This window comes from Acutalibacter sp. JLR.KK004 (assembly GCF_036941085.1).
Taxonomy (GTDB): Bacteria; Bacillota; Clostridia; order Oscillospirales; family Acutalibacteraceae; genus Acutalibacter.
On the sequence record NZ_JAYMNQ010000001.1, the window covers coordinates 786,903 to 808,540 of the forward strand.

Annotated in this window: 32 protein-coding genes; 1 reads left to right on the forward strand and 31 read right to left on the reverse strand. The window is 56.7% G+C overall.

Going from position 1 to position 21,638, the window contains the following annotated elements; all coding sequences use genetic code 11:
• Positions 1–15: 15 nt before the first annotated feature.
• The 19 genes from VSQ30_RS04470 to VSQ30_RS04560 all read right to left on the reverse strand — a co-directional run bounded on the left by VSQ30_RS04470 (position 16) and on the right by VSQ30_RS04560 (position 13,923).
• Entirely contained in the window at positions 16–885 is an 870-nt protein-coding gene (locus VSQ30_RS04470; protein WP_334462310.1) for a hypothetical protein, read from the reverse strand.
• Between the two features lie 12 nt (positions 886–897).
• Positions 898–1,263 carry a hypothetical protein gene (locus VSQ30_RS04475; protein ID WP_334462311.1) on the reverse strand — a complete coding sequence of 122 codons (366 nt, stop codon included), beginning with the start codon at positions 1,261–1,263 and terminating at the stop codon, positions 898–900.
• A gap of 32 nt (positions 1,264–1,295) precedes the next feature.
• Complete coding sequence (locus tag VSQ30_RS04480) at positions 1,296–3,197, reverse strand: VirD4-like conjugal transfer protein, CD1115 family (RefSeq protein ID WP_334462314.1); 1,902 nt, start codon at positions 3,195–3,197, stop codon at positions 1,296–1,298.
• Positions 3,198–3,284: 87 nt separating this feature from the next.
• Positions 3,285–3,644, reverse strand: a complete 360-nt coding sequence (locus tag VSQ30_RS04485; RefSeq protein ID WP_334462315.1) for a hypothetical protein — start codon at positions 3,642–3,644, stop codon at positions 3,285–3,287.
• A gap of 293 nt (positions 3,645–3,937) precedes the next feature.
• Positions 3,938–4,831: a hypothetical protein gene (locus tag VSQ30_RS04490; protein ID WP_334462316.1), complete on the reverse strand. Its 894-nt coding sequence runs from the start codon at positions 4,829–4,831 to the stop codon at positions 3,938–3,940.
• A 23-nt stretch (positions 4,832–4,854) separates the two neighbouring features.
• Complete coding sequence (locus VSQ30_RS04495) at positions 4,855–5,814, reverse strand: DUF3801 domain-containing protein (protein ID WP_334462317.1); 960 nt, start codon at positions 5,812–5,814, stop codon at positions 4,855–4,857.
• A complete protein-coding gene (locus VSQ30_RS04500; protein ID WP_334462318.1) occupies positions 5,811–7,232 on the reverse strand; it encodes a relaxase/mobilization nuclease domain-containing protein in 1,422 nt (473 codons plus the stop codon). Before VSQ30_RS04500 ends, VSQ30_RS04495 begins: the two co-directional genes overlap by 4 nt.
• The gene (locus VSQ30_RS04505; RefSeq protein ID WP_334462319.1) at positions 7,220–7,570 is read right to left on the reverse strand and encodes a hypothetical protein; all 351 of its coding nucleotides are present in this window, start codon (positions 7,568–7,570) and stop codon (positions 7,220–7,222) included. The genes VSQ30_RS04500 and VSQ30_RS04505 overlap by 13 nt, the downstream gene beginning before the upstream one ends.
• Positions 7,567–7,908, reverse strand: coding sequence for a hypothetical protein (locus tag VSQ30_RS04510; RefSeq protein ID WP_334462320.1), 342 nt, complete (start codon positions 7,906–7,908; stop codon positions 7,567–7,569). The genes VSQ30_RS04505 and VSQ30_RS04510 overlap by 4 nt, the downstream gene beginning before the upstream one ends.
• 320 nt (positions 7,909–8,228) lie before the next feature.
• Positions 8,229–8,498, reverse strand: coding sequence for a DUF6103 family protein (locus VSQ30_RS04515; RefSeq protein ID WP_334462321.1), 270 nt, complete (start codon positions 8,496–8,498; stop codon positions 8,229–8,231).
• A 17-nt stretch (positions 8,499–8,515) separates the two neighbouring features.
• Complete coding sequence (locus VSQ30_RS04520) at positions 8,516–8,827, reverse strand: hypothetical protein (protein WP_334462322.1); 312 nt, start codon at positions 8,825–8,827, stop codon at positions 8,516–8,518.
• Between the two features lie 13 nt (positions 8,828–8,840).
• The gene (locus VSQ30_RS04525; protein WP_334462324.1) at positions 8,841–9,287 is read right to left on the reverse strand and encodes a hypothetical protein; all 447 of its coding nucleotides are present in this window, start codon (positions 9,285–9,287) and stop codon (positions 8,841–8,843) included.
• 70 nt (positions 9,288–9,357) lie between these two features.
• Positions 9,358–10,278: a DUF3849 domain-containing protein gene (locus VSQ30_RS04530; RefSeq protein WP_334462326.1), complete on the reverse strand. Its 921-nt coding sequence runs from the start codon at positions 10,276–10,278 to the stop codon at positions 9,358–9,360.
• Positions 10,275–10,421, reverse strand: a complete 147-nt coding sequence (locus VSQ30_RS04535) for a hypothetical protein (protein ID WP_334462329.1) — start codon at positions 10,419–10,421, stop codon at positions 10,275–10,277. The genes VSQ30_RS04530 and VSQ30_RS04535 overlap by 4 nt, the downstream gene beginning before the upstream one ends.
• Before the next feature lie 207 nt (positions 10,422–10,628).
• The gene (locus tag VSQ30_RS04540) at positions 10,629–11,393 is read right to left on the reverse strand and encodes a hypothetical protein (protein ID WP_334462331.1); all 765 of its coding nucleotides are present in this window, start codon (positions 11,391–11,393) and stop codon (positions 10,629–10,631) included.
• A gap of 225 nt (positions 11,394–11,618) precedes the next feature.
• On the reverse strand, positions 11,619–11,777 hold the full coding sequence (locus VSQ30_RS04545) for a hypothetical protein (RefSeq protein WP_161880139.1): 159 nt from the start codon (positions 11,775–11,777) through the stop codon (positions 11,619–11,621).
• A 131-nt stretch (positions 11,778–11,908) separates the two neighbouring features.
• The gene (locus VSQ30_RS04550; RefSeq protein WP_334462334.1) at positions 11,909–13,021 is read right to left on the reverse strand and encodes a replication initiator protein A; all 1,113 of its coding nucleotides are present in this window, start codon (positions 13,019–13,021) and stop codon (positions 11,909–11,911) included.
• 51 nt (positions 13,022–13,072) lie between these two features.
• A complete protein-coding gene (locus VSQ30_RS04555; RefSeq protein ID WP_334462336.1) occupies positions 13,073–13,309 on the reverse strand; it encodes a hypothetical protein in 237 nt (78 codons plus the stop codon).
• Between the two features lie 20 nt (positions 13,310–13,329).
• Positions 13,330–13,923 carry a hypothetical protein gene (locus tag VSQ30_RS04560; protein ID WP_334462337.1) on the reverse strand — a complete coding sequence of 198 codons (594 nt, stop codon included), beginning with the start codon at positions 13,921–13,923 and terminating at the stop codon, positions 13,330–13,332.
• A gap of 27 nt (positions 13,924–13,950) precedes the next feature.
• Here VSQ30_RS04560 and VSQ30_RS04565 point away from each other — a divergent pair, with 27 nt between their 5' ends.
• Positions 13,951–14,577: a hypothetical protein gene (locus tag VSQ30_RS04565; RefSeq protein WP_334462338.1), complete on the forward strand. Its 627-nt coding sequence runs from the start codon at positions 13,951–13,953 to the stop codon at positions 14,575–14,577.
• Positions 14,578–14,739: 162 nt separating this feature from the next.
• On the opposite strand, the gene VSQ30_RS04570 is transcribed toward VSQ30_RS04565, so the two are convergent.
• The 12 genes from VSQ30_RS04570 to VSQ30_RS04625 all read right to left on the reverse strand — a co-directional run bounded on the left by VSQ30_RS04570 (position 14,740) and on the right by VSQ30_RS04625 (position 21,279).
• Entirely contained in the window at positions 14,740–15,117 is a 378-nt protein-coding gene (locus VSQ30_RS04570) for an addiction module toxin RelE (RefSeq protein ID WP_160643881.1), read from the reverse strand.
• A gap of 309 nt (positions 15,118–15,426) precedes the next feature.
• Entirely contained in the window at positions 15,427–15,762 is a 336-nt protein-coding gene (locus VSQ30_RS04575; RefSeq protein WP_334462342.1) for a hypothetical protein, read from the reverse strand.
• The gene (locus tag VSQ30_RS04580; protein ID WP_334462344.1) at positions 15,743–16,270 is read right to left on the reverse strand and encodes a class I SAM-dependent methyltransferase; all 528 of its coding nucleotides are present in this window, start codon (positions 16,268–16,270) and stop codon (positions 15,743–15,745) included. The genes VSQ30_RS04575 and VSQ30_RS04580 overlap by 20 nt, the downstream gene beginning before the upstream one ends.
• The gene (locus tag VSQ30_RS04585; protein ID WP_334462346.1) at positions 16,263–16,982 is read right to left on the reverse strand and encodes an LbetaH domain-containing protein; all 720 of its coding nucleotides are present in this window, start codon (positions 16,980–16,982) and stop codon (positions 16,263–16,265) included. Before VSQ30_RS04585 ends, VSQ30_RS04580 begins: the two co-directional genes overlap by 8 nt.
• Positions 16,958–17,170 carry a hypothetical protein gene (locus tag VSQ30_RS04590; protein ID WP_334462347.1) on the reverse strand — a complete coding sequence of 71 codons (213 nt, stop codon included), beginning with the start codon at positions 17,168–17,170 and terminating at the stop codon, positions 16,958–16,960. The genes VSQ30_RS04585 and VSQ30_RS04590 overlap by 25 nt, the downstream gene beginning before the upstream one ends.
• Positions 17,160–18,035: a phosphoadenosine phosphosulfate reductase family protein gene (locus VSQ30_RS04595; protein WP_334462349.1), complete on the reverse strand. Its 876-nt coding sequence runs from the start codon at positions 18,033–18,035 to the stop codon at positions 17,160–17,162. The genes VSQ30_RS04590 and VSQ30_RS04595 overlap by 11 nt, the downstream gene beginning before the upstream one ends.
• Positions 18,019–18,258 (reverse strand): helix-turn-helix domain-containing protein, encoded by a 240-nt coding sequence (locus tag VSQ30_RS04600; protein WP_334462350.1) that lies wholly within the window; start codon positions 18,256–18,258, stop codon positions 18,019–18,021. Before VSQ30_RS04600 ends, VSQ30_RS04595 begins: the two co-directional genes overlap by 17 nt.
• A gap of 14 nt (positions 18,259–18,272) precedes the next feature.
• A complete protein-coding gene (locus tag VSQ30_RS04605; RefSeq protein ID WP_334462352.1) occupies positions 18,273–18,635 on the reverse strand; it encodes a hypothetical protein in 363 nt (120 codons plus the stop codon).
• Positions 18,635–19,537 (reverse strand): ParB/RepB/Spo0J family partition protein, encoded by a 903-nt coding sequence (locus tag VSQ30_RS04610; RefSeq protein ID WP_334462353.1) that lies wholly within the window; start codon positions 19,535–19,537, stop codon positions 18,635–18,637. The genes VSQ30_RS04605 and VSQ30_RS04610 overlap by 1 nt, the downstream gene beginning before the upstream one ends.
• On the reverse strand, positions 19,534–20,310 hold the full coding sequence (locus VSQ30_RS04615) for a ParA family protein (protein ID WP_334462355.1): 777 nt from the start codon (positions 20,308–20,310) through the stop codon (positions 19,534–19,536). The genes VSQ30_RS04610 and VSQ30_RS04615 overlap by 4 nt, the downstream gene beginning before the upstream one ends.
• A complete protein-coding gene (locus VSQ30_RS04620; protein ID WP_334462357.1) occupies positions 20,303–21,046 on the reverse strand; it encodes a helix-turn-helix domain-containing protein in 744 nt (247 codons plus the stop codon). The genes VSQ30_RS04615 and VSQ30_RS04620 overlap by 8 nt, the downstream gene beginning before the upstream one ends.
• A 14-nt stretch (positions 21,047–21,060) precedes the next feature.
• Complete coding sequence (locus VSQ30_RS04625) at positions 21,061–21,279, reverse strand: hypothetical protein (RefSeq protein WP_161879993.1); 219 nt, start codon at positions 21,277–21,279, stop codon at positions 21,061–21,063.
• Between the last annotated feature and the right edge of the window lie 359 nt (positions 21,280–21,638).

Sequence of the window (21,638 nt, forward strand, 5' to 3'; positions counted from 1 at the left end):
TCTTCCTTTCTCATGTTAATGATGGCTGAAAATCTGCTGCACTGCCTGGTCTGCCCCCTTGATGAGGCCCAGCAGGAGCAGCATGTTAAAGATAAGGGTGAACATATAGGTGATTTCCTCCGCCGCGGCCCCCAGCCAGTTGAAAATCCCCCAGCTCTCAAAAGTGATAAGGGGGTTCTGGGAGTAGGCGGCAAAGACAATCATGGCGAGGCCGATGACAAGGCCCTCCAGGCTTACGGCGGCAAAGGAATGGAGGAACCCCCGCCCGATGTGCCGGGTGTCCTCCGCCCCGAAGCAGCTTAATGGGATGGGGGACAGGGCCGCGAACAGGTAGATTTTAAAAAACCTGCCGATGACCGTAAGCATGAGGGTGACGGACAGCACCAGGGCCACGATAAAGCCTAAAAGCCCCAAAAGCAGCTCCGGCACCTTGGCAAGGGGGTTTAAGAGCGCGCCCACGGTGCTGGCGATAATGTCCATGATGGAATTCCCCCCGAAGTCCGGAGCGGTTATCCCGGCCCAGGCGTTGCCGTCGGTCAGGCCCGCGCTTACAAAGACAGAGCCTGTCAGTGCCCCGCATACCGTGACAATGCCCGTTACAATGGGCCAGGCCATTCCCACGGCGTATTTTGTCAGGGCAAAGCGCAGGAAGAACTTCAGGAGCATTTCGGGCTTTTTCAGCTCCGCGTAAGAAGTGGCGGTGTGCACCACGTTCCACAGGGTGAGCACTGCCAGCAGGGCATAGGAAAAAGCCTGGAGGCCCCCGTTTACGGCTTCCATCACCGAGGCCGCCCCCGGCGAGAAGGAAGAAAGATCCTGGGTGAGGAAGCCGTAGGATACCTCCATGGCGGAGCCGAACAGATCCAGGATCCCCTGAATAAACATATGCCCCCTCCTTTAGCCTGTAAAGGCGGCGATAATGGTGGGGGAGAAGAAGATGATCACCCCGCCCGCCATCACCAGGAAGCCCTGGACGCGCTGGCTGGCGTCATGGCTGCTGATGGACATGCCGATCTGGATGATGCCGAACAGGCACACAGCGCCGCCGGCAAACCTGGCGATGCCGTACAGGATGGAGGTGATGTTCCCAAACATGGAATCCACCTCCGTAATGCCTGTACCCGCTCCCGCCCCGGTGGCCCCCGCCGTCATGGCGAAAAGCCCAAAGAGGGCCAGGGCCAGGAGGAAAGCCGTACACAGCCGGAGGGCTTTCTTTCCAGGCTTTACAGGCGGTTTCTTTTTCGTAAGCGCTTTTGTACGCATAAAATAACCACTTCCTTTTTTAATCATGTTTTCTAAACAGGCAGGCCCAGGGCCGCGATTTCCTCCGGGCTGGCAGGCTCCCCGTCCTCCCCGATGAACACAAGGCTGGCGGGCCGGGGGATTTCCGGCAGCACCACCCCCGCCTCCTTTTCCGTACCGTCCGGCTGTGCCTCCTTCCGGATAAGGGTGAAGCGCCCCTGGGCGTCGAAATCCCCGGTAAGGTCTGTGCGCAGCCGGGTTTCCCCGGCAGCGGCTTCCTTTGTGCCCGGATCATAGGGCAGGCCCTCCCCAAAGGCTGTCCGGCTGTAGGCCGGATGCTCCCGCAGGCTGAATTTCAAGTCCATGATGGGCGGCTCGCCCCGCAGCAGCAGGACGCAGTATCTGTTATTAAGGGAGCGCACCTCATCCGGGGTCAAAAGCTCCCGCCCCAGCTGCTGCTCGTTTTTGGAGGAGCCGCCGTTGCGCCCCCGGTTAAACCCGAAGGTGTTGGTCTTGATGGTCTGCTTCCCGATAAGCTCTGAGATGTACTTGCAGGTGCTTTCCTCGTTGCCGCCCAAATACAGCAGGCTGTCGCAGTTGCCCACAATGCTCTGCCACTCCTTTTCATACAGCGCCTTTAGCTGGCTCAAATCCTGCAAAATGATGGAAGCGCTCACCCCGTATTTCCGGAAGGTGGCAAGGTATTTCTCAAAATCCTTCGGCAAACAGATGTTCGCAAACTCGTCCATCAGCAGGTGCAAAGGCACGTCCAGCCGCCCATGGGCGCCGCCATAGCGGTAGATGACGTCCAGAAGCTGCCCGTACAGCATGGAGACGAAGAAGTTTAAAGAGGTGTCCGCCACCGGGGTGATGGCAAAGAGGACGCTTTTTTCCTTTGGGATATCGTACAGCCCCAGGCTGTCCTCCGCTGTGTCCGAAAGCCTGCGGATGCTCTCCAGGTTGAACTTCCCCAGCCGGGACAGCAGGGTAATCTGGATGCTCTGGAGGGTTTTCGCCGCCCCGGAGTGGTAGGCGTGGTAGTGCCGCAGGGCAATATGATCCGGCTCCCGCTGCTCCAGGCTCTCAAAGAGCAGGTCAACGGCGTTTTTCTCCTTCTTTTCCTCGTCCACCTGCATACTCCGGGCCAGAAACTGCACCATGGGGAAGCTCTGCTCCTCCGGGGGCGCGAAGTAGAACAGGTAGTAGCACAGGGCCGCCAACAGCTCCTTGGCGGTGTCCTCCCAGAACTGATCCCCCTTCATGGCCCCCTTTTCCGTGGTGGCTTTCCAGAAATTTTCAATCATCCTGTCCACATCGTCGTCGTTTTGCAGGTACACAAAGGGGTTGTACCTTTGGGATTTCTCCGGCTCAAAGAGGTTTAAAACCTTCACCCTGTACCCCTGCTCCATCAGGTAGCTGCCCGCGGCCCGGAGGATTTCCCCGGAAGGGTCAAGCACCACATAGGACATGCCGCCCTGCAGAAGGTTGGGCATGACATGGCTGCGGGTCTTTTGGGAGCCGGAGCCGCCTATGACCAGGGTGTTTAAATTCCGCTGGTGGCGGAACATTTTCTCCCTGTCTGTGGCAATAGCCATGTCCCTTGTGAGGATGAGGTTCTGGGCGGGGCGCTTTTTGTCCCTGTACTTCCGGGCCAGGACCCGGGGGCTGCCCCAGCGGGCGCTGCCGTATTCCTCGCCCCTGCGGAAGTTCAGGAGGGAGGTGAGGTATACCCCCACTCCCAGAACATAGAGCAGCAGGAACATGGCCAGGGTTTCCCAGGTTTTGGGGACAATCTGGATGTCCAGGGGATTTTGGGAAGCGCTGTTCAAGGCGGCGGTGACGCCGGGCAGGCCCTGCCCCAGGCCGGGGGCTATTTTCAGGGCCAGCCAGGCCACCAGCACGCCCCCGGCAATGGAAAAGGCCAGGGCGGACATGAGGTTCTGTTTCTGTTTCATGGGTTAAAGCATCATCCTTTCCTGTGCGGATTTTGTACCGTGCGGCGGTTGGGCATGGAAAAAGCCGCAGGCACAGGGCCTGCGGCTTTAAGTGGGTTCCGGGGGGAAGGAGGGGAGGTTCAGGTGGTCGATTTCCGCCCCGCAGTCCTTTGCCCTTGTAAGCTGCTCGCTGTATTTTACGGTGGGAAAGCACTTTCCCTCACAGAGATAGAGAAGCTGCCAGACAGCCTCCGCGCTGTCCCAGCCGTGCATCCGCACCCCTACATAGGGGGTTCCCTGTTCGTCCTGGCGCAGGCGGGAGAACCGCCGCCACTTTTCCAGGAGGTACCGGGCTTTCAGCCTGGTGTCCTCATCCCCCGCGTTTTTCCCGTTGAGTTCCAGTATCCCCATGAGGAGGTCAAAGCTTTCCGGGCGGATATTCAGGGTAACGGGCGTGTTTTGTTCCATACAGGCACATCCTTTCTGTTTCTAAAAAAATTTGGGCATGGAAAAGGCCGCGGTTTTACGCCGCGGCCCTTCCCACACCTTTCACTGTACTCAGTATAGCAGAAAAAATTCCCCTAAAGTTCCCCTAAAATTCCCCTCTTTCGGAAAATTCAGGGCTGTTTGGAAGAAAATTCCGCAAAAAGTCCGCACTTTTGGGGCCAACAAAAAATTATAACCGTCATGCGGCACAGGATTCTCAAAAATGTCATGCCAACGCGGTTTTTTGTGCCCACATTTTTTTATCCTGCTTTATACTACCTCCTTCCCCCGCCGGGCAGGGCGTTCTGCGGGCCTGCCCGCTCCCGCGCGGCCCTTTCCAATTCCTTCTCCAGGGCGGCGTACACCTGGTTCCCCGCCCGGATTACCCCGGACACCATCTCCTTTACGGCCCCTGGGTTCTCCACGCTCTCCGGGAAATCCCGCTCCCCAAGGGAAAAGCCGGAGGTTTCCAGCCCCCACCGCCTGCACACATAGTAGCCGCAGCAGAAAGCCGTAAAGCTGCTCTCCTTCCCAAAGGCGTACCGCTCCTCTTTAGACAGGATGTAGTGAGAAATCCCCTTTAGGGCGCAGGCCACGAACTCCTCTCGTTCCAGGCTCCCGTTAAACACAATGCGGGCTGTGGCGTGTCCCTCCCCGACCGGGAAGAACCCCACCCCCATTTCCCTGGGCACTGCCCCGCTGACAACGGTGCGGTAAGTGTCCGCCGATTCCCCCTGGCCTATGGCTGTCACCAGATCCCGCCACGCACGCCTGGGCGGTTCCGGTTCAGGCTCCGGGGCGGATTCCAGCTGGGAAGCGGCAAAGGCTTTTTCCGGGTTATACCAGACAGCAGTGCGCCCAGTGTTCCTGTCCTGCCGTTTCATCCCTATGAGGATATCCAGGGCGTGCTCCCCTTTTTTGGCATAAATGCCCAGTTCTGTGCGCTGCCTGTTTGAAACAAGCTGCCGGGCCTGGGGCCGCTGCAAATATACCAGCATAGCGTTTACCGGCCCGCCCCCCACGGTATCCGGGGCGCGGTTGAACCGCTCGCAGATATCCAGGAGCTTCAAAAACGCGGAGGGCTTTCCCCACACCAGGGAGAACCCCTCCAGTGCGCGCCCCAGAAGCGCCTCCCGGATTTCCTGCTGGCTCTGTTTATGTGCTTCCATATGTCCGTCCTCCTTTCATTCCCTTACCGCTCCGGCCCTTTGGCGGGACCCTCCTTCTCCGCGCCTGCCCTGGCTTTCTGGCCCTGCTCCCGGCGTATGCTGTGCTGCCGGGCGAGTTGCTCCCGCATGGAGAGGGCAGGCCCCCGCCCCGGCCCGTGGGGGCGCACAGGGGAAACCCTGCGGAAATCCACTACAGCCCTAACCTGGGAACTTGTCCCCATAGGCAAAGATGCCGGGCTGTTCCCCATCGGCAGGGCCGTCTCCGGCCTGGCTTCCTCCCTTCCGTACAGCCCGGAACTGGCGGCGGAGGGGGACCCGTTCCCGCTTCCGGGCATGGTAGGGATTACGCGTTCCATCCCTTCCGCCTGCTCCGGCAGGGGGATAACCACGCTCTCCCGCTGGTAGATAACCGCGTTTTCCGGCAGGACCAAAGGCGTCTGCCCAGGAAGGGCATAGGGGTCCCGTTCCAGATCAGAGGGCTTTACATATTCCCCATCCTCCCCTACAAACTGGTCGATACCCCGGCCTTCCTCCTGGGCTTCCGGCTGCGGGGGCGAGTTCTCTGCCGCCTGCTCTGCCACTGTGCGGAATTCCGCCGCCTTTACCGTGTTAATCCGGGTAATCCCCAAAAGGTTATTCACAAGGGCCATGTCCGCCTCGCTGAAATAGACAGTGAAAACCCGCTCCCCTTTGGGGCTTTTTTCATCCATGCATACGGTGGAAAAGAGCAGGCCGCTCTTTTTCGCCGCTTTCTGGAACGCCGGGAAATCCTGTTCCCGGATATTCAGGGCTTCCAGCCCCGCGCCCCGGCGCAGCAGGTTGTGCAGCTTGATTTCCCCCTTTGTCCGCACCCCCTGGTGGGTAAGCCCCATAAAGAATTTCGCTATCTGGGGGGCGTTTTTCCCGATGATCTCCACGGTATAGGCTATGCCGTTGAGGGTAAAGGAAAATAACTGGTCAATGGCGTCCGGTGTTGTGCTCATATACGTTCCTCCTTTTGTTCTCTTTCCGGGTTCTGCCCCTGGGCAGGCCGCATCCGGAGGGCGGCTTCCCGCTCCTGTTCTACAGCCCGCTCCACCATCCCGGAGCGGGCCGCGATATCCCCGCACAGCGCCCGCTCCCTGTAAAGGGCCAGGGCTCTGGTGTTAAGCGCCTCCAGCTCTGCCTGGAGGGAAGCCAGCTCCTCCGGCGCCGGCGCGGCCCGGATTTTCCGGCGGACGCGGCGGCGCTCCAGGTTCAGGGCGTGGATGCGCCCGTTTACCTGCTCCGTGTAAGCCTGGAGCTGCTCCATGGTGTCAATTTTATTCCGGCACAGCAGCAGGGCTTCCTCGCTGTACTGCCGCAGCCTGTACAGCTCCCGGCGCAGATCCATGCCGGGATACCGGGGATAGGTTTTGTCCTCCACCCGGCAGAGCACGAAGCGGTACTGCAAAAAGCAGCAGCGCAGCCCCCTCCAGTGCCGCCTGCGCAGAAGGTAGTGGGTGAACCGCCTGCGGAAATACTGGATCTGGTGGAGGGAGGCCCACTGCCCGCCATAGGTGTAATATTCCCCCTCCCTCCGGGGCGCAGGGCCGGGGCCTTCCTGCCGGGCGGGGGAGGGCTGCTTTTTCCCGGCGTTGGGTTCCAGAAAACCCGGAGCGGGATCTCGCCGGCCTTTTTCTGCCAGCCGCCGGATAATGTCCTCCTCCGTGTACCCCCTGGCGAATTTGTACAGGCGGAAATACCCTTTCCCAGGCGGGGCAATGGCTGGATGCGCCCTGTCCCGCTTCACCCGGTAGCCCATCTGCTTTAAGGCTTCATAGAACCCGTCCAGATCCTCCGCCATTTCCAGGGCGTTGTCCATGTCCTGGTAGATGAGGGTGTGGACGGTGGGCCGCTTTTTCTGTTCCGGGTGCAGCTCCGGATAGCTTTTGGCCCGGGTCTTTTTCTGCCCCCCGATTACCGACAGCCCGTATTCCCGGCACAGCCTGTCCGACAGCTCCCGCAGCCGGCCGTACTCCTCCGGGGATTCATGGTATTTTTTTCCGTCCGCGTCTGAGACGGAATTGACGATATAGTGGTTGTGGAGATGGTTTTTATCCACATGGGTGCATACCACCACCTGGAACCTATCCCCCCAGGCTTCCCGGGCAAACCGCTTCCCGATTTCATGGGCTGTCAGGGGATCCACCTCCCCGGGCTTGAAGCCCTGCTCCAGGTGGTAGGCCAGCCGCCCGTCTGTCTTTTCGTACTGCTCCTTCACGCCCAGCATCTGGCCTGTGGCAATTTCCGGGGACGCGGCGCTGAGCCTGACGCCCGATACCAGCACCTTCCCCTCCCACATGGTTTTCTGCGGGTTCATCACATAGGAAATGCACCGGTGCAGATGGTGGGTCACAGGCCATATGCTTATCTGGGCCATGGCGTTTCATCCGGGACAGCCGCCTCCCATTTTCTCTGCATGGCCCGCACCACCCTGTCGGCCCGGCGGGCAAAATCCCTGCTGATATTGTGGCAGGCTTCCCCTTCCGGCAAGGTGAACATGTTTGCCACTACCGCCACCTGATCCAGGTCCCGCTGGATGGCCCACAGCTCCCGAAACACCTTCCGGGCTTCCGGCGGCAGGGCAAGGCGCGGGCGGAGGCCCTGTATCAGGACGCGGGCGTACTGGTTCATGGACATGCCGCAGTCCTCCGCCATGCGCTGCCAGTGGTTTTTCACATACACATCCAGCATACAATGGGTTTTGATTTTTTTCATTCCCCTTTTCCTCCCTCTGAAACTGTGCCCGCCGCGATTTCAATCCCGCGCAGCAGCCCGGTGATTTCCTCCACCACAGCGGCATAGGCATTCCCGTCTATCCAGGCGGTGCGGTTTCCTTCATGGGCAATGGCATCCAGACGCCTGCCCGCTTCCTTCAGCTTTCCCGCTGTTTTTTCCCAATCCATCTGAGGGGCAGGGGCGGGGGCTGTCCCCAGCAGCAGTCCCTCCAGGAATTCGCTGCGGGACATTTCCGCCTGCTCCGCCCTGCTTTTGAACAGGGCCTGTTCCTTCGGCCTGAGCAGAAGGAACACATCGGTTTTCTTTTCCTTACACATAACAATTGTCATGCGATACAGGATTCGCACAAAAAGAGATGAAGCATCAACCCTTTGTGCCCGGTATCTTCCCTTTCTTCAAAATTTTTCACACCGGTTCCTTTCAAATAAATTTTTCTATACTCATGCGCGGCAGCGGTTTTTCCAAAGAGGGGTATTAGGGGTGGCGGGCGCCGATGGCGCTTACCCCTAACAAGCAGCATGTTCGAGAAAAGCGGAAAAGTGCCACGTGGCACTTTTTGTGGCGCTTTTCGAGAAAAAATGCGATGCTTGCTCGTCCAGAACCAGGGTTCCGGACGCTTTGCCGCCTGCGGCGGTTCTCACCCCAAAACCTCCCCGTTTTCCTCCTGCCGGGCAGGCGGTTCCGGACTGTCCAAAACCAGCTTTCCAGCGGGCCTTCGCTTTGCCGCAAGGTACTCCTTCACCTGTCCGGGCACGTTTTTTTCATAGAGCTTTTCCAGAAATTCCCCCAAAGACCGCTCCAAAGACAGCCCCTTTTTGTCCAGATAAATGGCAAGGGCTTCTGTTTTTTCCTGGGGGAACGCCGCCTTAAACAAGCTCTCCGCCTGGTTTTTCCCCTGTTTTGACATCTGAAAATCCCTCCTTCCTATGATGGGTTTTCTTCATTTTCCGGGCAGGAAGCCCCTGCTTTTTCCCGTTCCAGGGCTTCCTCCAGGCCGGGGATTTCCCGTTTCAGAACCAGAAGCTGATCCTTCTGCCTGCCGATGAGCGCCCGCTGGGCGCGGATCACATCGTCCTTTTTGTACAGCAGCAGATCCTTCGCCGTCAGGAATTCCTCATAGCTTCCTGTCAGGTTCCGGTATTTTTCCACCAGCTCCTCCAGCAGCCGGTTCCGCTCCCGCTCCGCTTCCTGCCGGGCATACCGCCTGCCCTGCCACATTTTGTAAAATGCCCCCACCGTTTTCCCCCCCTTATACACATTTTTCTGTAAAACCTGCCGCCCTGCGGTTTTCCGCCTGCGCCTCCAGCTTCCGGATTTTCCCCTGCAGAACGTCAATCGTGACGGCCTGCAGGCTCACGGTTTCCTCCTTGTACCCCAGCAGCAGGTCATAAAGCGCAAGCTGTTCCCTGCACTCCGTCAGTTCCCGCAGCAGGGATTCTTCCCCTGGCGGGCTTTCCCCGGGCGGGGCCTCCGGGCGCAGCAGCCTCCTTTTGGCCTCCAGATACTGGCTGTAGGCTTCCCGCCTGCCTGCACCTCCCTCCGCAAGGTACATCTGCTCCACAGCGGCTTCCACCACCTGGGGGCGGTACTGCCCCCGTTCGGCGCACAACTGATCCAGATGGGAAATGGCTGTCTCCGAAAGCGCCACCTTGATTCTCTGCCTGGGGCCGCAAGCCCCTGCCTGTGTCTCCAGCATGATAAAACCAGTCCTTTCTTATAGAATAATAAAAGAAAAAGGACAGCCCCGCCGCCCTTTCCCTGCTTTTTTACCGTTCTTGCCCCTGTAAGGGGGAGGCCTGTTCCCTCTGCCGCTCCAGCAACCGCACCTGGGAAGCCAGCAAATCCACCAGTCCAGGGTGGCTGCTGAGGCAGCAATCATCCTTTCCCTCCCAGGCGGGAGCGCCCTGCGCCCACTGCCTGTTTCCGGGGGAATACCGCCTGTCCCATGGCTGGGAGCGGATAGTCCCTGCCAGCACCCAGGCTGTGCGCTCCGGCCCGAACCGGGCGGAAACCGCCGGGAAGCCCTCCATATGCAGGCGGCTGTCGTAATAGCTTTCCTGGATAAAGGCGTCCAGGGCATCCCGGCAGGCCCGGTTCAGGCGTTGGGAAGCCTGCCACCGGGCTTTTTCCCCATGGGCGGCGGCATATGCCAGGGTTTCCCGGTAGACCGGGGGAAAAGGCTCCCGGCCCTCCGGCGCGCCCCACGTTTCAAGGTACAGGGCCTCCAGCCCGGCGGCGTCCCCCTCCCGCAGGCTCATGCGCCGGGCGCACATGGACTGCCCGGCTGGTTCCATCCAGTGCTCCTTTATAAAGTCCTGAATGGCCTGGGCCTTCTGCTCCAGGGTTAAAACAGGCTCCGGCTGGATGGTTTCCTCCACCGGGATCTGCTCCAACAGCTCCTCCGCGTAAGCCGAGATAACCCCCTCCAGACCGTCCAGCAGGACGGGGCCGCCGGCGTATTCCTGATAGAGCTTCTCCAAAACATTTTCGCTCTCCAGCAGCATATCCAGCCGGGGTTCCTCCAGCTCCATGTATTCTAGAGCGGCAATTATGTCCTCCCGTATGGCAAACTGCCGGGCCTGCCCTAACAGCTCCTCCGGGGGCAGGGCGAGCAGCCGCTCCCTGTATACCGCCTGCTCCAGGCCCGCTTTTTCCAGCAGTGCCTGCCTTTTTTCTTCCGGGTTCACGCTGTCCCGCCCCCTTTGCTGAGGACAGCCAGGGTTTCCTGGTACTGCCGATGGAGTGCCTCATAGGGGCCGGCGCGGACAGGGCAGGGGTGTGCTCCGCCTTTGCCAGGGCATAAGCTGTGGTACTGGTTTGTGTTTTTCAAGTCTGGTTCCTCCTTTAAAATGGTATTCTGGGTAAGCTCCGGGCATGGAAAAGGCCGCGGTTTTTATCCCGCGGCCCTGCCTGCACCTTTCACTGTACTAAGTATAACAGGAAAAATTCCCCTAAAGTTCCCCTAAAATTCCCCTCTTTCAGAAAAACCGGAATTTATTGTTATGTCTATTATTAAAATATTTTTCCAAAGACCAGCTTACAACGCAGCCTGAAAAAAATGATCCAGAGGGATCTTTTCAAGGCTGTTTCCGCGCGGCTCTGCTGGTTGGATGTGGAATATTTCCACGTCCGGCAGGCTGTCCTCCGTATCGAAATCCGCAGTGCTGTACTGGTTCCCGTAGAAATTATTGCCTCTCTCTGCGCCGAACATGATAACAGAGAGCTTCTCTACGGCATTGGTGTGGCACCGGAAATATTCGCTTTTCTCAATCCCATAGAGATCCAGGGTGCGGTTTAAAGATAATCCGTGGATATAACGGGAAACGAGAATTTTATACTGCCTTTGTTCGCGGGGATTTTTACTGGCTTCACAGATAAGCCTCATCTGCTCCAGGGCGCTTTCCAGTTGTGCAAACAACACCCTGTCCTTGGCGGAAATCATGGCGATGGAGCGCACCTGCTGGTTTTTCACGCTCTCCTCCCGCTCCATCAGCATCTGCATCTGAGCGTCGTCCAGCATCTGGACTGTACTGGTTATGCGGGCGTCCACCGCGGACTTTAACAGCCGGTAGTTCTTCAGGAGATATTTTGTGTAAGCAATATTGCCCTCCCCCGGGCTTTTCTCCTGCGCCGGAGGCGGGGCCGGGGGCTTTTGGGCAGGGGCTTCCAGCTTCTCCGTGAGCCGGACTGCCCTGATAAGCTCCATCACTGTTCCCGCCTCCCAGCCGGATTTCTCCGCCACCAGGGCAAGGGTTTCCTGCAATTCCTCTTTGATTGTGCTGTACGCGTCCTTCCTGCTCATGGAAATAGTTCCTCCCCGCTGTTTGTATTTAATTCGCCTCTATATGGGAAACAGCGCATAAAACACGCTGGTATTCCTGTAAACCCCTTAAGGCAACACCGCACAATTCACGACTGCCGTCTTAAGCGGCATTGCCTTAAACCTCCGTAAGCTTTGACTAATCTAAAAGCACAGCGGCCTCCTCCGGCTCGTTTTCCAGTCCCTTCAGCCAGGCGCGGATGTTGTTCATGAGCCGACGGTATGAGTATCCAAAGGGTAATAATCCGTGGTGGACGCGCTGTCCATCAAGTCCCCGCTGAGCTTCCTGTCGGGCCGGAGCCGGGTATAAATCTGGAAAAAATCCAGCAGGGCTTCCCTGGCCCGCCCCTCATCCACGTCCTCCATCTAGGAGCCGGGGATTTCCCAGCATACCCTCATCACTTTTTCCAGCTTTTTGTACCTGCGCCCTCTGTGCCAGGATACCATGCTGCCGCCTCCATTCTATCATATTTCACAAATGCAAAGCAATAGATTTATCATTTTATTCTGGAAAACCTGCTGTATAAGGGCCGCACATCCCCCGCAAAATCTGTGTTCACCCGCACCTGGACAGCGGTTTCCATGGTGGCGGGGGCGTTGTACAGCACCGCCAGCAGGTAGGAGCGCACGTTTTTGATTCCCCTGGCGGCGTTCACCACGTCCAGGGCATAGGCTACATGCTCCGGTTCCAACTCGCCCAGGCGCTTCTTCACGGCGGTTTCCGGCAGAAGCCCCCCAAGCAGGGGCACAGGCCCTTTCCGGCACAGGCTGTCGCAGATAAGCCGCACCACCTCCCGCACCTGCTCCCTGCCGTACCCGTTTGCCACCAGCCAGCCTGTATCCACCTGCTCCCCCACAAGGGCTTCCAGTGCGGAAGAATCTTCCCGCCCGTCCCATACGGGTGTACTTTCCCCATAGCCGTATGGCAGGAAAGAAGGATTGTTGGTATTCCTCTGGTAAGTATTATTCCTGTATTTATTACTTAGGGTCACTTTTTGGGAATTCCAAGTCCCAAAATTTGGGAGTCCTGTGTCCCAATTTTTGCGGCGCGTCTGCTTTTCCACACCATAGGGCTTTCCCGGCGCGGCGGCTTCCGTATAGACAGGCGCTTCCGGGCCGGCGGGCTTGTCCTCTATGTAAACCTCCTGCTCCGCTTCCCGGATGAGCTGCCAGCGTTCCTCCTCCGCGTGATCCTCCTGGTATGCCTCCAGCATCCGCCGGTCCGCCTCCTCCGCCTTATAGGTATTTACTTCCCGGTCGGAATACACGTCCTTCACATAGATTTTCGTGTGCCTGCCCGCGGCCCGCCTGCGCTCTATCAGGCCTATATTTTCCAACTGCTTCATCATTTTCCCGGCGGTGTTTTTGGATACGCGGAACAGCTCCATTACCTCGCTTTGGGAGTAATAGATATACAGCCTGCCCTCCCGGTCGCTGAACCGCTCCGGGTTCCGGGCAGACAGGAACACCCGGTTGTACATGCGGGAATAGAGCACCTTGGCTTCCAGGGACACGTCCCTGAAAACAGGGTTGTCCAGCAGGACCGTGGGAAGCTGGATATGCTCCGACTTCCTCCGGCTCAGCCCCACTTCCATGTAGGAAAAGTTCACCTGTCATTCCTCCTTCGCTGTTATTACATATATAATATAATTATTATAATTTTATTTAGACACGCAGATCCTCATTCCCAAAATCCTGTAAGCCGGGGCAGAGGGCGCGGGCGCAAAGGCTGTGATGAGACAGAAGCCGATGCAGGAGAGGAAAAAGACCGCGCCGCACACCAGCAGTATGGCGAGGGCGCCGCCAAAGGGACGCCGCGCCCACCAGCTTGTGTAGATGCAAGCTGTGCCCCCGAAGGCAACCGACAGCAAAAAAATGTCATGCTCAGGAACAGCCATTCCATGCCTATTACGTCCTTTTATGGTTCTGTATGCAGGGAGAAGCGTTCCCCGTCCAGGGAGATTAGGGCTTCCCCGTCCCTTCTGGCGGAGATATCCCCTCTGTCATGGCAGATAATATACCTGCCCGGATAGGGGGCAAAAGCAAGCGCCCTGCGCCTTTCCTCCGGTTTTCTGCCCCTGTCCCGCAGCACTCTTTCGACATCATCACAGTCCATCCCGCACAGCAGCGCGTGGAGGATATCGCAGGCAGATTGGGCGTGTGACCTGCCCGTAATGAGGCGGCAGGCCCGCTCCGGCAGGCCGTACCATAGAGCAAAGGCTGCGGCAAATAGCTGGTCGGCTGTGCGCAGGTATAGCTTTTGGAACTTAACCGTGTTATAATACTCCCATAGCCAGGGCGGGAGCGCCGGGACAAAAAATCCGGACTCCGCTTCTGTTCGCTGGCAGACGGGAATGTAAAGTTCAAAGATATATTTCCGCCGAACCTGTCCGCTGTCCAGGCAGGCTCCCTCGTGCCCGTACACATCCCGGAACCACGCGAGCCATTCGGCAAGGCTCTGGTAGGACAGAAGCGGGAACATTCCGTGTATGCAGGCGCTTAGCTCAACCATTCTTTTGCCCCTTTCTGAGGTGATTTTTTGAGCAGGAATAAATTTGAAGAAGCTTATTGCAATCGAAATGATGTAATGCGTATAATGCCAATTTATGAAGTGACAAAAATATTTAAAGAAGATTTGAAAAGATTTTCCGGCTATAAGAGAACTTTTTTCTGTCCGGAATGCAAAACTGCTCCACTGGTCTATGTGGATGGTGCCACACCGTATTTCAGGACATGGAGCCAAGTTAAGCACGCTCCGGATTGCCCTTTACAGCAAGACGTCATGTCTGCAAAACAAGTGGACGCATACATGAGAGAACCTGAAAACAGAGACAAAATTGTAAGGGAATTAAGGAAGCTGTTTCTTTTACTTTTTGATGATGACAAAGAGAAAAGGAGCGAAGAAACGCCTTTCTCAAAATTTTCCTTTGGTGAAAAAAGAAAAAATAGAAAGGAAGTTGAGAAGAGCTACAAGAGACTCCCACAAAAACGTATAGATGTGACTTTACACGACTCGGATTTTATGTGCTATAAAATGTTTTACGGAAATGTTAACTTATTATGGGAAAAATATAGTGGCGGTTATAAGCTGGTTCTTAGAAGTATGTCATCACATTCCTTTATTTGCCGGATTTATATAACTAATAATAGTTTATTCATATATTGATGGAAAACTGAAAGATTCCAATTCCTATGGTGGGAGAATAGTTTTCTTCGCCAAATTGGGTAAAGATAAATGTGGTTATAATATGACCCGATTAGAGAGTAGTGAATTTTTATATATTGAGCCGCTATAAGTTGTTAGAACACTTTATAGCTACTATTATTTTCACAACTTTAAAACAGGGTTTACTACTTCCTCCGCAAACTCCCCCAGGGTATACTGCTCCCGGCCTTCCGCTCTGAGCCTGTCGGAAAACTTTTTCCACTCCACTGCCAGCTTCATCAGCTTCAGCACGCCCACTTCCTCTGGCGTAACCTCCAGCATCTCCGGCCCCACCATGCAGCCCAGGGCGCGCCGGAGATAGCAGTCCGCTGTGTACATGTCCAACGCTTCAAATTCCTCCCACACCTCTTTGGCAAACTTCTTCCGGTTCAGCCGGGGCTTGTCAGGCGGGATAAGGCCCTGTGCCTGTAAATCCTTTTTCACCTGCGCCCGCATGGCCCTTTCCTTTTGGGACATGGGCTTTTTCTTTTTGGCTGGCATTCCAATCACATCCATACTGATAGAATAAGTCTATATGCGCTTTGCCCTTTCGGGCTGGAAGCAGGCTTTCAGGAAAAACCTGCCGGAAACCGTTTATGTAAGCAGCGCGTTCAAAAGCCGGGCAGTCCAAAAAAGCAGGCAGAGGGCGGTAAAGCCCGCAATTATAGCCACAGGCAGGCCGGGCCAGAAAATGCCGGGTTTTCTTAAAGCTGCCACGGACAGGCAGAGGGAGCCGAGAAAACAGCCCAGCGTAAACCCTGTCAGAAACAGGGATCTGGATGATAGAAGGGAGGCAAAACAAAAGCAGTGTCAACTGCCCGCACTTGACAGCACCACCAGTCGCCCGTCCTTCTCGGCCTGGGCAAGTTCCCGCAGATGGTCAATTGGCCCAATATCCTCATACTTTTTCAAACGAATTATGGCACAACCGACTTCCGCCAGCTCCTTACCGGTCAACACTTCCCCTGGTTCCAGCCCGGTGTCCTCGTAGGCGGCGAGGCGGTCAAATGCTTTTTTGATGGGGCAGTTTGTACACCCATCGTCCCCCTGTTTGATACAAACCTCTTTGCACATAAAGTTGTCTGCACCTTTTATCTGCCAGCAATGGTTACTGCCTATACAAAAATCATATGTCAACCGTTCCATCGTTTCCTCCAATCCTCCTCTCCAGTTCCGGCAGTTTCATAAAGCACCCCCAAAATGTACCTGATTTCTTCCCGCTGTGATGTCCAAACAGCGGCTTTTGCCCGATTGCTCTCCAGACTTTTTCAGCAGGAATGTCATATTCCGACCACTTGAAAATAAGTACTCCATCCGGCTTCAGCACTCGAATACATTCCGCGAATCCATCATGTAACATCTGTGGCCAGTTATCGTCCAATTTCCCATATTTCTTGACCAACCACGCCGTTTCCTTTGCTCCTGTCAGATGGGGCGGATCGAACACAACCAGAGAAAATGAATTATCAGGAAATGGAAGGGCTGTAAAATCGCATAGAATATCAGGTTCAACTTTCAGGGTACAGTTCCCTGCGTTTTTCCAAAGATGGTTGTATTCCTCTCTTCGCTTATCGCAGTAGATAGCTGCTGGGTGATTTTTGTCAAACCAAATAGTGCGTGCTCCACAGGTCACATCTAGTATTTTTTTATCCATCGTTCCCTCCAATCTTCGACTTTGCCAGCGCGATAGCCGCCATGTACTCTTTCCCGTATTGGCTGTCCCCATGCGTATCCCGGACGGCTTCCTCAAATTGCTGTATGTCCCCAGAAAAGCAGCCGCACTTCACACCGATTTTCCCGTCCCTGCAAGCAAAAAACGTTGTGGTATCCGCTCTGGATCCTATGTTCCCGATCCATATAATGGAGGCATCGCCGTAAACCTGGGCGTTGCCGGAAACCTGGGCGTTGCCGTAAACCCGGGCGTAGCTGGAAACCTGGGCGTTGCCGTAAACCTGGGCATCGCCGGAAACCCGGGCATTGCCGGAAACCCAGGCATTGCCGTAAACCCGGGCGTTGCCGTAAACCCGGGCATTGCCGGAAACCTGGGCGTTGCCGTAAACCCGGGCGTAGCTGGAAACCCGGGCGTTGCCGTAAACCCGGGCATCGCCGTAAACCTGGGCGTTGCCGTAAACCCGGGCGTTGCCGTAAACCCGGGCGTTGCCGTAAACCTGGGCGTTGCCGTAAACCCGGGCATCGCCGTAAACCCAAGCGTTGCCCATCTGCGCAAGGTTCTTTTCCGTTTCTACCCAGCCCCCCAGCTCCCCGGCTTTTACGTCCTGGAAATCCCGCAGCGCACGAATACGGTGAAGCGTCTGGCCGCACCATTCCTTTTTTTCGTCTGTTAGTACGTATTTTTTCTGTTCCATATTGACTTCCCTTCCCACTCCCCGCACCCATCGCAGGGGAGCATGGTTTTCAAAAATTTATGGCAGACAGGCGCGTCATCCGCATCGGGGCCAAAGTATGCGCAGACAGCGCAGGCCTGCCCTCGCCTGTCCAATATCCTGTCAAGCTTTTTGCACCCGGTGCAGGTGCGGGGCCAGCTACAAGCCATCCGCGCCCACCTCCCCGCCGAATATATCCAACTGGCCGTCCAGGTTCTTATCATCCATCCACCAGCGGAAAACATCATCGGCGGTTTTCCACTGGCAGGGCTTGCCCCGGGCCTTGCGTTCCTCCAACATACGGGCAAAGGCCCTGCGGTACAGGTTTTCAAACTTGGGCCATTGCTGGAACTCGCGCCAGCGGCTCTTGCCAGCCATTGGGCAACCCACACAGCCCACCCGGCTAAATCCCATAGTGTAGCAAGGGTTTATATCCGCTTTTGCATCCCTCAAAAACTGCCATACATCCCGGTCTGTCCAGTCCACAATGGGATGGATTTTGATTTTGGCTTTTATTTGGCAAGGAGCAATAATGCCTTTGTCGCCATTGTCAAAATCAAATATCTGCTTGTCCGACTTGGTTTTTCCGGACAATTCCGCCACACCCGCATCGGAGCGGTTTTGGCTTTCCGCCCTGCGCACACCCAGCACCACGCACCGGCTTTTACCGCGCCCCTCCTTCAAAACTTGGCAGCAGTACCGCACTGTACGCGTCGGGGGCATAAGCTTTTGGGGGATAAGCGTCCACATGGAGGCGGGCTGGCCCTTGTACCGGGGGTGCAGTATTTCACACTTGACGCCCTCCAGCTCCAACCTGCGGAACACCTTGCGCACATGGTAAACCGTTTCCGGCGCGTCTGCGGTAGTCAAGTTGTGTATGACCTCAAAGGGCACCCCGGCCCGCCTGCAAAGCTCAAGGCACACCTCGCTGTCTTTGCCGCCAGAACAGGTCAGCAGCAGGGGCTTTTGGTAATAAAACTCGCTAAGTTTTGCCGCCTCCTGCAGGCGGGCGATGGCTTTATGTTCCAGATCCATTAAGCACCCCGCTTTCCCTCAGCCCCAGCACCCAATCCGCCGACACCCCCAGGCAGGGGCACAAAAGGGCCAGCTTATCCGCCCCGGGCATAACGCCTTTGTTCATATAGGCATTCAGCACATTTAAGCTCAGCCCCGTTTCCTCCGCGATTTGACGGAAGCTTTTCCCGCTTTCCAGCCGCGCTTCCCACAGCCTGTAGGTGATCTGCTTTCTGTCGTCCATCCTCTGCCCTCCCATCACGCGGGCCAGCTTCTCTCTCCCGCAAGCTGCCCTGCCGCCGCCATCCGGTATACTGCATCCACTTTAAATCCCCGTGCCAGCAGCTCTCCCGCGTCCGGCAGATCCCAGGGGAAAATACAGCGGCTGCAAAGGCTCAGCTCCAGCGCGGCCTGGGCGGCTTTTGGGCCGTGCTCCACCTCCGTCTGCCTGATTTTCCAGCATATTACCTCGAAAAACGCCTCGGCGGTCTGGGAGGGAAGCCCCTCCCGCCTGTCCAGTTCCGCCAGTTCGCAGGCCCACGCCTGCCAGAGCGCCGCCGCCTGCTCCCCATAAGGGGAAAGGCTCCCCACCTGCTCAAGGAAATCCGTCATGGTAAACATTACTTCTCCTCCTGCTGGGACTTCCAGTTTTCCAGAAGGGAGAAAATCACATCTTCCATCTGCTTTTGCGTATAAGATTGTGGGAAATATTGTTTCAAACAGTCCTTTTTCAGTGTAACCTGGGAAACCGCCGCCCTGCGCTCCCCCAAAACAGCATCCATCACGTCAGGGGACAGCCGCCCCTCCTGGCTGTATTTTTTAAGCCGCTGGGCCTGCTCCAGAGTGGGCACAGCAGCCAGCTTCCCCATAATTTCCAGCAGGGAAGCCTGTTCTTCCTGCGTTAGATAGGACAATTCCACAGCGGGCCGCAGCACCAGCTTGTTATTGTCCACCATCTGGAGCAGGGCAGGGTGGAGGCAGGTCAGGCGGATGAGCCGTTGAATTTGCCTTGCACTGTCTGGTGATTTTTCTGCTAAATCATCTCTGGATTTGTGGCCCACTGGGCCACAATTAGCATTGCCCGGCCTACCCGCCTTGCGCTTCATGGCCTCCAGCTTCATTTTGTAGGCGAATGCCTTTTCGCTGGGCAGGATTTTCTCCCGCTGGAGGTTGCTGTCCACCATGATGAGGGTGGCTTCATCATCGTCCAGTTCCCGCACAAATACGGGCATAGTATCCAGTCCCGCCAGCTCGCAGGCCCGCCTGCGCCTGTGTCCGGAAACCAGCTCATACCCGCCCTCTGGCTTGGGTCGCACGATGCCAGGGACAAGCACTCCATGCTGGGCCACACTCGCCGCCATCTCCCGCATTTTTTCATCGTCTGTGACGTGGAACGGGTGCCCTTTGAAAGGGTGCAGCTCTGCCAGGGCGATTTCCTGAAATTGTTCTCCCGCTGGCTCCGCAGAGGGGCCGAATAAATCGTCGAATCCTGTCATCTGGATTTTCGCCGCGCTGTTCCTCATGCCGACACCTCGCGGGTCAGGGCAATATAAGCCTCCGACACTCTGCCATTAGGATCATGAAGATAAATGCTCCTGCCCTCGGCGCTGGTTTCCGCCGCCCGGATGGACAGGGGAATGATGGTATCAAAAATCCGCAGCTTGTCCCCGTAAGCCTGCCGCAGCATCTGCACGATGTCTCGGGAATAGGCCGTGCGCATGTCCGCCATGGTGATGAGGATGCCGGAAATTTCCAGGCGGGGGTTAATCTGCCGTTTCACCTTGCCGATGGTATGGATAAGCTGCTCCAGCCCCTTAATGGAGAGATAGTGGGCCTGCATGGGGATGAGCACCTCGTCAGCCGCCGCCAGTGCGTTGATGGTGAGCATTCCAAGGGACGGGCAGCAGTCCAGCAGAATTACGTCGTATTGATTACGGACGGTTTTCAGGTACTCCCGCAGCACGGTTTCCCGGCTCATGGTGTTCACCAGCGTTACCTCCAGCCCGGAAAGCTCAATGTTGGCGGGCAGCAGGTCAACGCCCTCGGCATGGTGCAGGATGCCCTCGCCGGGTGTCAGAGGCACATCCTGAATGATTTTCCCCAGGATGGTGGAGACAGTTTCCTCCATCTGGTCAGGCTGCTGGTATCCCAGGCTGGCTGTTAAAGATCCCTGTGCGTCCATATCAATCAGCAGAACGCGCCTGCCCTTTTTTGCCAGCCCGATACCCAGATTTACAGTGGTGACGGTTTTTCCCACCCCGCCCTTTTGATTGCAGACCGCGATTACCTTACTCATGCTCTTTTCCCTCCAGTGTCAATTGATGGGGCAGCTCTGTCCGGGGCTTCCTTTTCCGGGCGTACAGTTCCGGGTTGGCCCGATAGTATGCCCTGCGGTACGCCGCCCGCTGCTCCTGGTTGGCGGCGTTATAGGCCTTGTCATATTCAGCCCGGGCGGCTTTTTCCTCCGGCGTGTTCGCCGGGTGCGCCCGGTTCCACTCCCGCGCCCTGGCCCTGATGCGTTCCTGGTTTTTCTGATAGTAGTCCCGCAGGTACGCTTTGCGCCGCTCCTTTCGGGCCTGCTCCCGCTCCGTCTTTTGCCGTTCCAACTCTTCCGGAGAGGGAGGAGGGGAGGCGGGATCATGAAAGAATTCCGCAAAGCTCATGCCCGAAAGCTCCAGAAGGGGCCGTACCGTTTCCGGCTTTGGAAAGGTGTTTCCCCGCAGGATATTCCGCAGGGTGTTGTCTGGGATCCCCGTCTCCCGCGCCAGCTCCGCAATGGAAGTGTAGCCGCTCTCCAAAACCCACCTTGCGGCGTTGGGATAGGGCCACCTCCGCACAAGCTGGGCAAAGCCTGGGGTGACTGGCCCGCCCTCCATCCGGCGCAGGATGTCATGGACAGCCTGACGGGTCAGGCCGAACCGCTCCCCGATGGCCCGGCAGCTTTCCCCTTCTGCCCAAAGCCGGGCGATCTCCTGGCGGCGCTGCTGTCTCTGCCGCTCTTCCTCCGTCAGTTCTTTAAATGATTTTGCCATGGAGCCTCCTTTCGTCACGCTTCACGGTACACGCAGGGGACATGTTCTCCCTCCGGGCAGTCCGCCCAGGCGTCATAGATACGGAAATTCCGGGGATTATGCCCCGCCTCCCGCTTTCTGCACCTGGCGATATACCCTTTCGCAGTTTTGATGCTGCTGGCAAAACCCCAGACGTGGGAATACCCGCCGCATACCTTCCTGTCGCTCTCGTACTCCATGAAATACTGCTTCATACCGTTCCCATTCCCTTTCCGGAAAGTGTCTAAAACAATCCTGCGACTCCCTCCGCAAACTTAGTCCCTGCCCCAAATTTCGGAAGTTTTACCCATGTGTGGGATATTCACTTGCCAGCCTGAAACGGCTCTTTCTCTACAATCCGTTTTCTGTTGGTTTTGTCTGCCTCTCACACTGCCTGTAAATAAAAAATTGTTTTAGACGCCTTTCTCAAAGTGTCTAAAACAATTATGACATCCGCCCTTTTTGCGTATGGCCCGTTTTCTCCTTGCCTTTTCCGGCTGGATGTGGTATTCTCAAAGGTAAGATGCGGGATTGACAGAAAAGCGTGCTGGAACAGCGGGAGAGAGGTGGTCTT